The sequence below is a fragment of the Bacillus sp. R86525 genome, from assembly GCF_042466195.1.
Classification (GTDB): domain Bacteria; phylum Bacillota; class Bacilli; order Bacillales; family Bacillaceae_G; genus Bacillus_A; species Bacillus_A nitratireducens.
On the sequence record NZ_JAXHPX010000007.1, the window covers coordinates 186,381 to 201,808 of the forward strand.

Below are 15,428 nucleotides of genomic sequence, written 5' to 3' on the forward strand. Positions count from 1 at the left end.
TGTTAATGCTGTTTTTTATATTTTCAGCTCGTCAGCAAGTTTTTCTAATTGATTTCGATCTTGTATATAATATGTTCGGCCTTCTTTCTTTAAATAGTTTTGCTGGCAAAACTGGTTTAATACATATAAAAGGTGACGGTAGCTGACATTTAAGTATTCCGAAGCCTCGGTATGTTTTTCTGTATAACTGTTATTTTGTTCTGTTAATAGAATAAATGCTGCTAATCGATTTTCGAACGGATAACTATTGTTTTTTGCGTAACTTTCTGTTCGGGTAATTGTTTTTTCGCCGATAAATTTGCATAGTTTCTTTAGAAAGGTAGCATCTTGCAATAAAAGATGCTGACAATCTTTAAGAGGAAGTGCTAAGCACATACAATTTTCAATCACTTCCACCGTTTTCGTAACGGACTCTACGCCAATTAACCCTAATTCTCCAATGAACGAAGGTGCTTGAATAAGGTTAATTAAGGAGACCCTTCCATTTTTGTGACTCATATATATTTTCGCTTTTCCAGAAATTAAGTAATAAAGATAAGGGAAATCAACTCCTTCATTACATATCCTTTCTTTCTTTTGAAAGGAATGTAGTTCAACATACGGTAAGACATCAAAAGAAAAAAGGGTATGGAAGTTGTGAGTTTGCATGTAATGAGAGATTTCTTCGCTATTTTTACTGACTTTCATGTTTTCACCTCATGTTTAGTATGAGATATCTCCTATTATTTTTACAAGGAAGAATGATACGATTTATGTAAATTTGTTTTTGTAGAAAAGAGAGTGTGAGGGGTTTATGAAAAAATATAAAACATTGCTATTTGATGTAGATGATACATTGTTAGATTTTCAGAAGGCGGAAAAAGTGGCGTTACGTATGCTCTTTGAAGAGAAAGGGATTCCTTTAACTAGCGAGGTTGAAGCGCAGTATAAAAAAATTAATAAAAGCCTTTGGGATGCTTTTGAAGAAGGTGAAATAAACCGTGATGAAGTCGTAAATACACGATTTTCGATTTTGTTTAAAGAGTACGGGGAAGAAGTAGATGGGATATTATTCGAAAATAATTATCGTATCTACTTAGAAGAAGGAAACCAACTCATGCAAGGTGCATTTGAATTTATAAATCAAATTCAAAGTGAGTATGATTTATATATAGTGACAAACGGTATTTCTAAGACGCAAGATAAACGTTTACGTAATGCAGGATTACATTCATTGTTTAAAGATATTTTTGTTTCTGGAGATACGGGATTCCAAAAGCCAATGAAAGAGTATTTTGATTATGTTTTTGAAAGGATTCCTAATTTCGCTTTTGAAGAAGGGCTCATTATTGGGGATTCGTTAAGTGCTGATATTAAAGGTGGATATGTAGCGGGAATTGATACTTGTTGGTTTAATTCAGAAAAGAAACCAAATAATAGTGAGATTGTGCCAACATATGAAGTGCATAGTTTTGAAGAGTTATACGCGCTATTAAAGCAGCATGTTTAATAAAGTGAAACTTTAATCAGTGTGGATTTTGGCCATCCCCCACTGATTATTAGCCTTCACCAATCGGGCAGTAAGACTCCCACCCAACTCCCTCGCACTTGCCGGATTTTGAGGTGGGAGTCTTACTGCTCGCAAATAGCGGGATAAAAACAGGCGGTGGAACTTTTGTCCCTACTGCCTGTATGTATTAGTTTGTAGCTTCATTGCTTTTAGGAAGTGGAAATGCATTACCAATTGCTGCCGCTCCGAGCATTGGTAATAATAAATTGAGCGGGAAAAACATGAGTAATAGTAATGTTATAGCTATTGGTTTTCTTAATGCATAGCTTGAAATGGCTGTGGTGACAATGGCCACAGAGGCTATTGGATCTATAGGGATAATAGAAGCTATAGCATATCCGATACTTGATCCAGCGAATATAATTGGGAAAATATGTCCGCCGCGCCAACCCGTATTTAAACAAACGGCAGTAATACATAATTTTAAAACCCCGGAAAGAAGTAGTACCCAGAAGGATAAATGGCTCCATTCAACGACTAAATCTTTTAATTGATGTTCCCCTGAAAATAACGTGTACGGGAGAAAAGTTCCTGTGATCCCCAATAAAATACCGCCTATAATTCCAAGTGATACCTTGTATTCCTTGAAGGGGTGGATTAATTTCTCTAATGTGAATTCTAATTTGAAATAAAAGAAACCAACTATAGCACCAATGCTAGCAAGTGGTAGAAAGGCGATCCATTCATTAAGAGAAAGGGAACCTTCCCCGAAATCAACAATAAAGGATCCACGATTATCGAGTTTACTAAGCAATAAATAAACGGAAAAACCAGCAAAAGTGGTAGCTAAATATACAATTGCTTTTTTTCCTTTAGAAAATTCGTTAATTTGTTCACCCTCATTTTCATTCGGGGCTAAGTAACCGAATAATGGTGCATTAAAAATTACACTTAAAGTAGCGCCAATTCCAACCTCTGTTAGTTCATTCATTCCCTTTAAAGCAAATTTAAAGCGATCTCCTACCCATGTACAAAGTCCGCCGATAATTCCAACAAGTGCTGCTTCCGGGCCTAAACTAGCTCCAAATATTAAAACGATAATCGCAGTTAAAGTAGCTTTATGTACAAAAGTGTATTCAATTCTACCTGTTTTTTTATATTCAGCCATCACTTCGGGCATGAGACGTGGATATGTACCGAAGTATTTTTGTGTTAAACCAACGAGGATACCACCGATAATTGTTACACAAATGGTGTAATAAGGGGGAGAAGAGAAAATAGTAGGTAAGTATCCCCAAATAAAGTGAATTCCGATATTTATCGTAACTAAAAATAACCAGACTGTAGCTCCTACTATAGAGCCTAAAAGAATGCCATATAGGACGAGTATATAGTGCCTGTCCTTTTTATTTGTCATGTTATACCTCCGTTATGTAAGTTTTAATGTAGAAAGGATTAAATATGCTAGTGTGAAATGAATTGAATATATATAGTATCTTTTTGAAAGGTTGGCTTATTCAATATATTGAGGTCTCGTGAGAATCTTGAACCTATACGCTTAAACTACTTATTTAATTCTATATATTGATCGAAGTTTTTAAAAGGTCTTTTTTAAATGAATATGGAATATATTTCTTTTGTTGTTTATATTAAAGTTCTCGCATTTAATTTAGAACATTCAGAAAAACAGATTGACATCAGGAAATTATTGCTATAAAATCAACGGTAATTGCATAGTCTTATCAAGAAAAGGTGGAGGGACAGGCCCGATGAAACCTTGGCAACAGCCGTATAACGGAATTGTGCCAAATCCTGCAGGTAATAATCCTGAGAGATAAGAAAGAGCCTTTAGAGCGTGTTTTCAAACTGCTCCTTTCTTATTTTCAGGAAAGGGGCAGTTTTTTATTTTGCATAAAGTGAAACTTTAAATCAGTGGGGTTTTGTCCCTCCCCACTGATTATTAGCCCACACCAATCGGGCAGTTATCTCCCGCCTAACTTGCATTCGCTGAATTTTGAGGTGGGAGTCTTATTGGCCGCAAATAGCGGGATAAAAGAAAGGAGAATGAGAGATGGGAGAATCATGGGGGAAAGGAACTATTTGTGTGCAAGGTGGCTATACGCCAAAAAATGGTGAGCCGCGTGTTTTGCCACTTTATCAAAGTACAACGTATAAATACGATACTTCAGATGATTTAGCGGCATTATTTAATTTAGAGGCAGAAGGATATATATATACGCGTATTGGAAATCCTACTTTAGCTGCATTTGAGCAGAAGTTATCAGATTTAGAAGGCGGTGTAGGGGCTGTTGCGACAGCTTCTGGGCAGGCGGCCATTATGCTAGCAGTTTTAAATATTTGTAGTAGTGGAGATCATCTTCTTTGTTCTTCAACAGTTTACGGGGGAACATTTAATTTATTTGGAGTAAGTTTACGTAAGCTTGGCATTGATGTTACGTTCTTTAATCCTAATTTAACAGCAGATGAAATTGCGGCACTTGCTAATGATAAGACAAAACTCGTTTATGCGGAATCGCTAGGAAATCCAGCAATGAATGTTTTGAATTTCAAAGAACTTTCAGCGGCAGCAAAAGAATTAGAAGTACCTTTTATCGTTGATAATACATTAGCGACGCCTTATTTATGCCAGGCGTTTGAACATGGGGCAAATATCATTGTCCATTCCACAACGAAATATATTGATGGCCATGCAAGTTCTCTAGGCGGCATTGTAATAGACGGAGGGAACTTCGATTGGACAAATGGGAAATATCCTGAACTTATTGAACCGGATCCAAGTTATCACGGTGTAAGTTACGTTCAAAATTTTGGTGCAGCAGCTTATATTGTGAAGGCACGTGTTCAATTATTAAGAGACTACGGAAACTGTATGAGCCCATTCAATGCGTATATTAGCAATATCGGCTTAGAAACGCTGCATTTAAGAATGGAGCGTCATAGTGAAAATGCTCTCGCAGTTGCTAAGTGGCTTGCTAATCATGATCGTATTGAGTGGGTGAATTATCCAGGATTAGATAGTAATGAAAATTACTCGTTAGCACAAAAGTATTTGAAAAAAGGTGCTAGTGGAGTTTTAACTTTTGGTATTAAAGGCGGATTAGAAGCAGCAAAAGAATTTATCGCAAATGTAAAACTTGCAACTCTCGTAACGCATGTAGCTGATGCGAGAACTTGTGTAATACATCCTGCTAGTACGACGCACAGACAGTTAAGCGCAGAAAATCAGCGTTTAGCTGGCGTTACATCTGATTTAATCCGTTTATCGGTCGGTATAGAAGATGTTTCTGATATTATTGCAGATTTAGAAGCGGCGCTAGTCGGAGGCAAACAACATGCCGATCATAATTGATAAAGACTTACCAGCTCGCAAAGTATTGCAGAAGGAAAATATTTTTGTAATGACGAAGGAGCGAGCAGTAACACAAGATATACGTGCTTTGAAAATTGCCATATTAAATTTAATGCCTACAAAGCAAGAAACAGAGGCGCAATTACTGCGTCTAATTGGAAATACACCGCTGCAATTAGATGTTCATTTACTTCATATGGAATCGCATCTGTCTCGCAATGTAGCGCAGGACCATTTAACGAGCTTCTATAAAACATTCCGTGATATTGAGAATGAAAAATTTGATGGACTCATTATTACGGGAGCCCCAGTTGAAACTCTTTCTTTTGAAGAAGTAGATTATTGGGAAGAGCTTGGACGTATTATGGAGTACTCAAAAACGAATGTAACATCTACGCTTCATATTTGCTGGGGGGCACAAGCGGGTTTGTATTATCACTATGGTGTGCCGAAGTATCCTCTTGTGGAAAAAATGTTTGGTGTATTTGAACATGAGGTTCGTGAGCAACATGTGAAATTGTTACAAGGGTTTGATGAAGTATTTTTTGCTCCACATTCTCGTCATACAGAAGTACGAGAGAGCGATATTGAAAACGTAAAAGAATTAACGTTATTAGCCAATTCTGAAGAAGCGGGTGTTCATCTTGTTATTGGGCAAGAGGGAAGGCAAGTTTTTGCACTCGGACATAGTGAATATAGTTGTGATACGTTAAAGCAAGAATACGAACGGGATCGCCAAAAAGGATTAAATATTGATGTGCCAAGAAATTACTTTAAACATAATAATCCAGATGAGAAGCCGCTTGTTAGGTGGAGAAGTCATGGGAATTTATTATTCTCTAATTGGTTGAATTATTACGTGTATCAAGAAACCCCTTATGTATTGTAAAGAAAGATTGTGTAACACGTGGTAGCGTTTTCCTTGTAAAGATTAACCTTTATTTTTCCGAATGTTCTAAATTCATTGTTTTTCAGATTTTTCGTCTATATAATTCATCTAAACACAATTTTGAGGGGTGGACAGTATTATGAAAGAAATTCAAGTGGGCTTATTAGGTCTTGGGACAGTTGGTAGCGGTGTAGTTCGTATTATTACAGATCATCAAGAACGGCTTATACACCAAGTAGGTTGTCCAGTGAAAGTAACGAAAGTGTTAGTGCAAAACATTGAGAAGGAGAGGGAAGTCGAGGTATCTTCTACTCTATTAACACAAGATGTGAATGAAATTTTAGATAATCCTAATATTGATGTTGTCATCGAAGTAATGGGCGGCATTGATGATGCAAAAGCATATATTTTACAAGCTTTACAGAGTGGGAAGCACGTTGTGACTGCAAATAAAGATTTAATGGCGTTACACGGAGCGGAATTATTAGCGGTAGCAAAGGATAATAAGGCTGATCTATTTTATGAAGCAAGTGTAGCGGGAGGAATTCCGATTTTACGAAGCATCGTAGAAGGACTTTCTTCAGATCTTATTACGAAAGTAATGGGAATTGTAAATGGAACGACAAATTTTATTTTGACGAAAATGTCAGACGAAGGGAGAGCATATAACGACGTGTTAAAAGAAGCTCAGCAGCTTGGATTTGCAGAAGCAGATCCAACATCAGACGTAGAAGGTTTAGATGCAGCAAGGAAAATGACGATTTTGGCTACTCTCGGTTTCTCTACAAATGTAGAGCTTGGAGATGTGAAGGTAAAAGGAATTACTTCTATTACAGCAGAAGATATTGAATATAGTAAGAGCTTAGGCTATACAATTAAATTAATTGGTCTTGCAAAGCGAGATGGTGAAAAATTAGAGGTTACAGTTGAACCAACTTTACTTCCAAATGCACATCCTCTTGCGGCAGTGCAAAATGAATATAATGCTGTGTATGTGTATGGTGAAGCGGTAGGAGAAACGATGTTTTATGGACCGGGAGCAGGAAGCTTACCGACAGCGACAGCTGTTGTGTCAGATCTAGTTGCTGTAATGCAAAATATTAGGTTAGGTGTAAACGGAAATAGTGCGGTATCTCCTCAGTATAAAAAAGTATTAAAAGAGCCAGATGAAATTGTTGTGAAAAAGTTTTTAAGACTGCATGTGAAAGATGAAATTGGTGTGTTTGCAAAAATCACGTCATTGTTCTCAGAGCGCGGTGTTAGCTTTGAAAAAATTATTCAAATGCCGCTTGAAGAGAAAGGAAAAGCAGAAATTGTAATTGTAACGCATCGTGCGTCTCTTGCTGATTATGATTATATTCTACATACGTTGCAAGGGTATGAAGAAATAGATTGTTTGAAAGCAAACTATCGAATTGAAGGAGATGCTAAGTAGTATCTCTTCTAATAAAATGAAAAAACCTATTAAGCGGCTTGCTTAATAGGTTTTTTTCTATTTAAAATTTGCGTACCAACTTGAATAAATGCTTGAATAATCCAACCTGTTGTAAAGGATAAGATAATTGTTCCAAAATAGATTGGCCCATCCAATAAGAAGCTTAATGTTAAAAATAAAAAAGCTAATGAAATTTCTGTTCTTCTAAATGTCCATTTCTTTTTCTCAGCAACAGTTAAAACGAAAGCCTCTTGAGGTGCTGCGCAAAGGTTTGTAGAGACGTAAAGACCGATTCCGGCTCCGATGAATAGATTTCCACAAATAAGTGTTATATATTTTGGAAGAGAGCGGATAGCGTCCATAATAGTTGTAATAGAACCAACCCAATCAACAAAAAGAGAAATAAGAATCATCGTTACAATTGTGCCGATTGTAATTTGTTTTTTGTCCCAAAAGAGTACGATAAGGGTAAAAACAAAGTTAATCATGAAAATCCAAAAACCAATACTTATGCCGAAATTTTGATATAGTGCAATAAAGAAGGAATCATAAGGGCTAAGTCCAAAAGAAGTAATTGTCGTCATCATATTAATACCGATGGCGAGAATGAGTAAACCGCCAATGAAAAATATATATTCTAATTTGAATCGAAGCATAGTTGTATATCCTTTCAAAATGTATTTGCTAGGAAAGGATATATTGTGAAAAGCTTACCAGGTCAAGGGAGAATTTTTGTGAGAAGAGGAAAATGAGATGACGAATATAAGAAAGATTGCTGAACTCGCTGGGGTATCTGTTTCAACAGTTTCACGTGTGCTTAATAACCATCCGCACGTAAATGAACAGAAACGAAAAGAAATTTTAGCAATTATAGAAGAATTGAATTATACGCAAAATATAAATGCAATTCATTTAGTGAAAGGAAAAACAAATGTAATCGGTGTTTTATTGCCGCATGTAAATGATCAATATTATAGCGCTATTATTGAGGGAATATCAAAGGAAACAGCACAGAAAAATTATAATATGATGCTTTGTCAGACGAATTATAGTGAGGAAAGAGAATTAGAAATTCTGAATATGCTAAAAATGAAAAAGCTTGATGGGGTTATTATATGTTCCAGGGCAAACAGTAAGGAGAAGCTTGAAGAATATACGAAATTTGGTCCAATTGTTATGTGTGAAGAAATAGATTCAAAATACATTTCAAGTGTACATATTGATTACTATAAAGTTTTTTCGCGCGGTATGAAAAACTTAATAGATAACGGCCATACACGTATTGGATATTGCATTGGAAGAAGTAATAGCATTAATAGTCAAAGAAGAAAACAGGCGTATGAGGATTCGCTTCAACAGATTGCTGTAACACCGTTAGAGGCCTGGAAATTTAAAGGTTGTTTTACAGTAGAAGATGGGCGTAATGTAGTCAGGGAATGGGCTCGTATGTCTGTAAAACCGACGGCGTTTCTTGTATCCTGTAACCATATTGCTGCGGGAATGGTAACAGAAGCGAAAAAACAAGGAATTCGAATGCCAGAAGATATTATGATTATCGGATGTGATGATCAAGAAGTGGCAGATATATTAGGTATAACAACGATTTCGCATCCTAGTAAAAATGTTGGGATAAAAGCGTTTGAATTATTATATGAAAAGGTTAATGAAGAGAAATTAGATGTGAAGCATGTAGAGTTATTACCAGAGTTAGTAGATAGAGAAACAACTTAATGGAGAAGGTGTGAAAATCGCTTTTCAAAATTGCGTTTGGTATAATTATGGACAATCTATGAGGGCTAAAGGGGTTTTGATATGAGATCAAAAGTAGTAAAAGTAATTCTACTCATTACAATTGCATCTTTCTGTTTATTTGCATATGGCTTTGTTTCAGGTGTAAATGATGTATTAAATCCGAAAGCTTCAAATTTAATTAAAAAGACCGATGTAGTGGCAAAAGAGAAAAAGAAAACGGGAACGTTACAAATCGTTAGTTTAGGTGATTCATTAACACGTGGTGTTGGTGATAAAGAAGGAATTGGCTATATTGGACGTATGAAAGAGGATTTACAAAAAGATTATAAGCAAAAGGTTGCGTTAACAAATTTAGCTGTTAGTGGTGCGAAAATGCCCGACTTATTAAAACAAATTGAGAGTAGTGGCGCTCAATATTCAATTAAGCAAGCAGATGTAATCGTTTTGACAATTGGAGGAAATGATTTATTTCCAGGTTGGGAATCGCTTGGAAAGATAGATTTAGAAACATACCGTCCTGATACAGCGACGTTCCAAAATGAAGCAAAGAAAATAATAGAAGAAATTCGTAAGTTAAATACAGATAGCCCTATTTTTTGGCTGGGTTTATACAATCCTTTTGAAGATGTAGAAGATTTAAAAGGTTCTTCAAACATCGTTGTAGACTGGAATGCATCTTTAGAAAAATTAGCGCTAAATGATAAAAATGTATATATTACACCGACATTTGATTTATTCCAAAACCGCGGGAAAGAATTATTATACTCCGATCATTTTCATCCGAATGAAGTAGGGTATACATATATGGCAGACCGATTAGTTCAAAATGTAGTGAGTAAATTAAAACTAGAACAAGGAGGGGTAAAATGACGACGATACTTTCCGTACGAGACGTGAAGAAGGTAATTGGAAAGAAGACAATTGTAGAGAATATTTCCTTCGATGTAAAACAAGGGGAAGTGTTTGGCTTCCTAGGGCCGAATGGTGCCGGAAAAACGACTACAATTCGAATGTTAGTTGGATTGATTAAAGAAACAGAAGGTACGATTTCTATCGGTGGTTATTCTATTAAGGAAAATTTCAGAGAAGCGATGCGTCAAATAGGGAGTATCGTTGAAAACCCAGAACTGTATACATATTTAACTGGATGGGAAAATTTAAAACAATTTGCCCGTATGCTAGGTGGTATATCAGATGAACGTATTGTTGAAATTGCTCAAATGGTTCATTTGGATGAAAGAATTCACGACAAGGTAAAAACATACTCACTCGGTATGAAACAGCGCCTTGGAATTGCCCAGGCGCTTCTTGGAAATCCCAAATTGCTCATATTAGATGAGCCAACAAATGGTTTAGACCCAGCTGGAATTAGAGAACTTAGGGAATTTATACATAAGCTTGTGAAAGAAGAAAATATGAGTGTGTTTATTTCAAGTCACTTGCTAAGTGAAGTACAAATGATATGCGATCGTGTTGCTATTATTCATAAAGGAAAAATGATAACAGTTGCACCGATTGAAGAGTTAATTAAAACAGCAAGTGATCGTGTGGAATGGATTGTTACACCGATCTCTAAGGCGAAAAATATGCTTGAAGATGCTGAGGAAGTAAGGGAAGTGAGTATAGAAGGTGACCGATTATTATGCCGCATGGATATTGCATCTATAAGTAGTTGGAATAAACTCTTTGTAGAAAATGGGATAGATGTGCATAGCGTTAAGGAATTGGTATTTACGCTAGAGGATTTATTTATTGAACTCACAAGGGGTGAGCAGCATGCGTGAATTTGCGAATTTAGTTTTAAATGAATCGGAGAAAATTTATCGTAAGAAACGTATTTTTGTTGTCATGCTTATTTTAGCAATCTTGATCCCACTTTTCGTGTATGCTCAGTATCGCGAAATAGAAACAACACAAAAAAGACTTGGTACAACGGATTGGAAAGTTTCATTACAACAACAAATTGTTGATTCACAGAACCGTTTGAACAACTCTAGATTGCCAGAAGAATGGCGTGATTGGCTAAAAGTAAGAGTGGAGCAACAACAATATTATTTAGATCATGATATTAACCCGATGGCGCCGGGCGCGCCGACTTTTGTAAGAGCATTTATTGAGCAAGGAATTACATTATTTATTCCGCTTCTTGTAATGATTGTCGCTATTGATATTGTTTCAGGAGAACGAAGTGATGGAACGATGAAGATGTTACTTACGCGGCCGATCCGGCGCTGGAAAATACTTCTTAGTAAGTACGTGACGATGTTATTTTTCATTTCACTCATACTGCTTCTTGTAGGTTTGTTTGCTTACGTATTATCCGGTCTTGTATTTGGATACTCTGGATGGAACTTGCCTGTTTTAACAGGATTCGTCATTGATAAGGAGACATTAAATACGAATTTTGTACATCTTATTCCGCAGTGGCAATACATCTTAATGGCGTATGGATTAGCTTGGTTTGTTGCTATCGTTGTCGGAACTATATCATTTATGGTCTCTGTTTTAATTCGTAATACACCAGCTGGTATGGGCGTTATGCTAGCCGCATTAATTGCAGGAGGCATTTTAAGCTCATTCGCAACATCTTGGGAAGGTGCGAAATATATTTTTAGTGTGAACTTAACGTTAACGGATTATTTATCAGGAAAATTACCTGCATTACAAGGTTTATCGATGGGATTTTCTTTAATGAATTTAACTGTTTGGGCAGTTGTTTCCCTTATTATTTCGTTTGTAGTATTTACAAGGCAGGATATGGTGAATTAATTGGACAGGAAGTGAAAGCATGAAAAATGTTTTAAAGAATGATTGGGGGCCATTATTGGCACCAGAATTTGAGAAAGAATATTATCGTACGCTAGCTGATTTTTTGAAAGAAGAGTACAGTACACATGTTGTTTATCCAAAGGTAGAAGATATTTTTAACGCTCTTCAGTATACAAGTTATGAAAATACAAAGGTTGTCATTTTAGGACAGGATCCATATCATGGACCGAATCAAGCGCATGGTTTAAGCTTTTCTGTACAACCTGATATTAAGACACCACCGTCATTGTTAAATATGTATAAAGAACTTCGAGATGAATATGGTTATGAAATTCCAAATAACGGTTATTTAGTAAAGTGGGCGGAGCAAGGAATTTTATTATTAAATACTGTATTAACAGTTCGACAAGGTGAAGCGAACTCTCATAAGGGAAAAGGATGGGAGCATTTCACAGATCGCGTAATTGAGCTATTAAATGAACGTGAAAAGCCAGTTATTTTCATACTGTGGGGACGTCACGCGCAGGCGAAGAAAAAGTTAATTACGAATACGAATCATCATATTATTGAATCTGTACATCCAAGTCCATTATCAGCAAGACGAGGTTTCTTTGGTAGTAAGCCCTACTCTAAAGTAAATGAGATTCTATCTAACATGGATGAAAAAGAAATCGATTGGCAAATTCCGAATATATAAACGCAAAAAAGGTAGCTAACAATTGTTAACTACCTTTTTACTCTTTTTACTATTACTGTTCATTTTTTAGTTTTGCATCTAGTACAAAAGTACCAAATGGGATAACTGATGCAACAAGCGCACCAAGTGCCCATAAAATTGTTTTACGGTGTACGATTGTTACTTGAATTACCGCAAAGATGAATAGAATAAATAAAACGCCATGAGCCATACCTGTAATTTTAACAGCTGTTGCAAACCCTGCAAAATATTTTAATGGCATTGCTACAAATAATAGTAATAGGAAAGAAATCCCCTCAATTAAGCCGATTGCTCTTAATCTTCCGATTGGTGTAGATAACATGAAGTAGCCTCCTTTAATGTATGCTTGTTTATAGTAAATTTGTATTCTTTTTCAAAATGAAATAGTCTATTTTGTTTCATTATATACAAAAAGAAAGTTTACACTACGAGAATAGTGCAAAGTTCAAAATATAGTCACAAAAGCGTTGTAATTTAAATAAAAACCTATTTGAAGTATTTGACTTCAAATAGGTTTTATGAATGAAAATATTAAACAAGTACTTCCGTTTTTAAAACGAATTTCTCTACAACTTTTGCAACGCCATCGTTCATATTTGTATCTGTCACGTAGTTTGCAATTTCTTTAATATCATCTGGTGCATTGCCCATTGCAACACCAAGACCGGCGAATTCAATCATTGCTTGGTCATTATAGCTATCGCCCATTGCGATAACTTCTTCACGCTTAATACCAAGTTTTTGGATTAGCTGGTTTAGGCTTGTTCCTTTTGTAACACCATATTCAGTAAATTCTAAGAAGAATGGTTTAGAACGCATAACGCTTAATTGGCCGTCTAGTTGTTTTTGTAGTTTCTTTTCTACTTCAACAAGGCGTTCAGCTTCTTTATTCATTAATACTTTTACTACAGGCTCTTTAACAGCAGCCTTAAAGTCATCTACTACAACAATTGGCATACCAGTAATATCGCCCTCAATTTCAGTATAAGGATTATTTTCTTCTGTCACGATATCATCGCCAATATAAGTATGAATCCATACATCTTCAGTTTTACTAATTTCAAATAGGTTGTGAACGATTTCAGGAGATAGCGTACTACTAAAGATCTCTTCGTTTGTTCTACAGTTAATAATTTTTGCACCATTAAAGGATAGAATGAAACTGTCGTATTCTTCTAAACGAAGTTCCTTTGCAACATTACGCATACCAAACGTTGGACGCCCAGAAGCCAGTACAACTTTAACTCCTTGCTCTTGTGCTGTCATTAAAGCCTCTTTCGTACGAGGTGAAATGGTATGGTCATCACGTAATAAAGTATCATCTAAGTCTAAAACAATCATTTTATAAGTCATATAGAAAATTCCTCTCTTTGTTGGAATAGAAATAAATTTTTATGAAGATATTGGGGAATATATAGTAAGACATCGAACCTCTTTGCATGAAGATAAGAAAGGTTCTGCATTGTTAGTATAAAATATCATGAGCGTGTTGCCCATGATATTTTATCCCGCTATTTGCGGGCAGTAAGACTCTCACCTCAAAATTTAGCTGGGAGATTAACTACCCGTAAACGCCCGATTGGTGTGGGCTAATAATCAGTGGGGATGAACAAAAACCCCACTGATTAAAGTTTCACTTTATCATTATCGTAACAACTCTAAAGGTAGAGTGCAATAATGGAAGTTTTCCAATTTACGATAGTTGCTTTTCGTTCGAACGAGAAAATAGTATTTCCAGCAAGATAGCCATTACGGATCCGAGAACGAGACCATTACTTAAGAATGATGCTAAAAATGGTGGTAGCGTAGAAAATGCTCCTGCCGGAATGAACATAACTCCCACTCCTGTAAATATTGAAAGACCTGCTACTTTAAATAATTGTTCTTTATTTTGTACAGTGTTATATTCGCGAAAAGCGAGACCAATCATGCTTGCAAATACAGGGTAAATCGCAGCATACCCAACTGCAACGGGGATTGCTGCAAAGAATGAAGTAATCTTTGGGAAGATACTAACAAGAATGATAAAGCTTGACCCTAACATAAATGGGAGGCGTTTATAAATATTTGTCGTTGCGATAAATCCTGCTGATCCAGAAATGGCAACAGGACCAATGGCTGAAAATAGGCCGCCTAGTAATTGATTTATTCCTGTTATAATGCCAGCTTGTTTGAAGCGATCTGGAGCGGCATCTTTTTCATATTTAGAAACAACCTTTTGTACAACGCGAATACTTGCTAACATATTTGTTAGAAGTAGTAGTGTGACGAAAACTACTGTAATTGCCATGTTCCATTCAATGCGAGGCATTCCGAAAACAAATAGAGATGGAAGACGAATTATATCTGTCACAGGTGTCACTGGATTAGATAATCCGAAGCATGCGAATAATATCCAGCCGAAGACGATACTGAAAAGAACGGAATATTGTCCAATAATAGGTAGCTTCATAATGAAAAAAGATAGTAAAATAACAATGAGTGAAAGAATAAATACGTTAGCCTGTACTTCTGTGTGTTGTCCATCAAGACCAAACATGCCTTTTAAGAAGGAGCCACTAAGTTGTGCGACAAGAAGGAATAGATATGTTCCAATTACTGTCGGTGTAAAGTAACGAACTAGTTTATCGATAAGTCCAAAAACACTAAGAATAATACAAATGATTCCGCTTAATAGGAAAGCGTACTGGAGGACCTTAAGCGTTTCATTGCTTGATCCAAATAATACGACGCCTAAACTTGCATAAAGGGAGAAAATTCCCCACCAAAGGCCTGCAGGACCTTCTTGGATAGGAAGTTTATGCCCAAATATAGCTTGCAAGAGACCAGCAAATCCGAGAACAAATAATGTTCTTTGTACAAACGCGATGGCTTCAGCGCCATCAAGACCGTAACTAGTTGCGACACTAATTGGTACAATAAGACTTCCAGCTAAAATAAATAGTGCCCATTGCAAGGCAGAAAGAAATATCTTCATTATATCGACCTCTTTCATAGATTCCGTTT

At 36.1% G+C, this 15,428-nt stretch carries 15 protein-coding genes and 1 riboswitch; of the genes, 9 read left to right on the forward strand and 6 right to left on the reverse strand.

The window, feature by feature from the left end:
- Positions 1–15: 15 nt before the first annotated feature.
- A complete protein-coding gene (locus SJY24_RS03340) occupies positions 16–687 on the reverse strand; it encodes a transcriptional regulator YeiL (RefSeq protein WP_377863741.1) in 672 nt (223 codons plus the stop codon).
- A 106-nt stretch (positions 688–793) separates the two neighbouring features.
- Here SJY24_RS03340 and SJY24_RS03345 point away from each other — a divergent pair, with 106 nt between their 5' ends.
- The gene (locus SJY24_RS03345; RefSeq protein ID WP_377863742.1) at positions 794–1,489 is read left to right on the forward strand and encodes a YjjG family noncanonical pyrimidine nucleotidase; all 696 of its coding nucleotides are present in this window, start codon (positions 794–796) and stop codon (positions 1,487–1,489) included.
- A gap of 187 nt (positions 1,490–1,676) precedes the next feature.
- Here SJY24_RS03345 and SJY24_RS03350 read toward each other — a convergent pair whose 3' ends face one another.
- The gene (locus tag SJY24_RS03350) at positions 1,677–2,906 is read right to left on the reverse strand and encodes a chloride channel protein (RefSeq protein WP_377863743.1); all 1,230 of its coding nucleotides are present in this window, start codon (positions 2,904–2,906) and stop codon (positions 1,677–1,679) included.
- Between the two features lie 319 nt (positions 2,907–3,225).
- A riboswitch (SAM riboswitch) is annotated at positions 3,226–3,330 on the forward strand.
- 230 nt (positions 3,331–3,560) lie between these two features.
- On the opposite strand from SJY24_RS03350, the gene SJY24_RS03355 reads away from it, so the two are divergent.
- From SJY24_RS03355 to SJY24_RS03365, 3 genes are all read left to right on the forward strand, one after another.
- Positions 3,561–4,859 carry a bifunctional O-acetylhomoserine aminocarboxypropyltransferase/cysteine synthase gene (locus SJY24_RS03355; protein ID WP_377863744.1) on the forward strand — a complete coding sequence of 433 codons (1,299 nt, stop codon included), beginning with the start codon at positions 3,561–3,563 and terminating at the stop codon, positions 4,857–4,859.
- On the forward strand, positions 4,843–5,748 hold the full coding sequence (gene metA, locus SJY24_RS03360; protein ID WP_377863745.1) for a homoserine O-acetyltransferase MetA: 906 nt from the start codon (positions 4,843–4,845) through the stop codon (positions 5,746–5,748). Before SJY24_RS03355 ends, metA begins: the two co-directional genes overlap by 17 nt.
- A 139-nt stretch (positions 5,749–5,887) precedes the next feature.
- Positions 5,888–7,183, forward strand: a complete 1,296-nt coding sequence (locus SJY24_RS03365; RefSeq protein ID WP_377863746.1) for a homoserine dehydrogenase — start codon at positions 5,888–5,890, stop codon at positions 7,181–7,183.
- Positions 7,184–7,212: 29 nt separating this feature from the next.
- Here SJY24_RS03365 and SJY24_RS03370 read toward each other — a convergent pair whose 3' ends face one another.
- Entirely contained in the window at positions 7,213–7,839 is a 627-nt protein-coding gene (locus SJY24_RS03370) for a YczE/YyaS/YitT family protein (RefSeq protein WP_097831415.1), read from the reverse strand.
- 97 nt (positions 7,840–7,936) lie between these two features.
- Between SJY24_RS03370 and SJY24_RS03375 the strand changes: the two genes are divergently transcribed.
- From SJY24_RS03375 to SJY24_RS03395, 5 genes are all read left to right on the forward strand, one after another.
- The gene (locus tag SJY24_RS03375; protein ID WP_377863747.1) at positions 7,937–8,914 is read left to right on the forward strand and encodes a LacI family DNA-binding transcriptional regulator; all 978 of its coding nucleotides are present in this window, start codon (positions 7,937–7,939) and stop codon (positions 8,912–8,914) included.
- 81 nt (positions 8,915–8,995) lie between these two features.
- Positions 8,996–9,805, forward strand: a complete 810-nt coding sequence (locus SJY24_RS03380) for an SGNH/GDSL hydrolase family protein (protein ID WP_098271146.1) — start codon at positions 8,996–8,998, stop codon at positions 9,803–9,805.
- Positions 9,802–10,719, forward strand: a complete 918-nt coding sequence (locus SJY24_RS03385) for an ABC transporter ATP-binding protein (protein ID WP_377863749.1) — start codon at positions 9,802–9,804, stop codon at positions 10,717–10,719. Before SJY24_RS03380 ends, SJY24_RS03385 begins: the two co-directional genes overlap by 4 nt.
- Entirely contained in the window at positions 10,712–11,704 is a 993-nt protein-coding gene (locus SJY24_RS03390) for an ABC transporter permease subunit (protein WP_001206485.1), read from the forward strand. Before SJY24_RS03385 ends, SJY24_RS03390 begins: the two co-directional genes overlap by 8 nt.
- Positions 11,705–11,723: 19 nt before the next feature.
- Positions 11,724–12,401 carry a uracil-DNA glycosylase gene (locus tag SJY24_RS03395; protein WP_377863750.1) on the forward strand — a complete coding sequence of 226 codons (678 nt, stop codon included), beginning with the start codon at positions 11,724–11,726 and terminating at the stop codon, positions 12,399–12,401.
- 52 nt (positions 12,402–12,453) lie between these two features.
- Here the strand turns inward: SJY24_RS03395 and SJY24_RS03400 are convergent, their stop codons facing one another.
- The 3 genes from SJY24_RS03400 to SJY24_RS03410 form a co-directional block, all read right to left on the reverse strand.
- Complete coding sequence (locus tag SJY24_RS03400; RefSeq protein WP_002144657.1) at positions 12,454–12,744, reverse strand: DUF3817 domain-containing protein; 291 nt, start codon at positions 12,742–12,744, stop codon at positions 12,454–12,456.
- A gap of 209 nt (positions 12,745–12,953) precedes the next feature.
- A complete protein-coding gene (locus SJY24_RS03405) occupies positions 12,954–13,775 on the reverse strand; it encodes a Cof-type HAD-IIB family hydrolase (RefSeq protein ID WP_377863751.1) in 822 nt (273 codons plus the stop codon).
- Between the two features lie 340 nt (positions 13,776–14,115).
- On the reverse strand, positions 14,116–15,399 hold the full coding sequence (locus SJY24_RS03410) for a purine/pyrimidine permease (protein ID WP_377863752.1): 1,284 nt from the start codon (positions 15,397–15,399) through the stop codon (positions 14,116–14,118).
- Positions 15,400–15,428 lie beyond the last annotated feature (29 nt).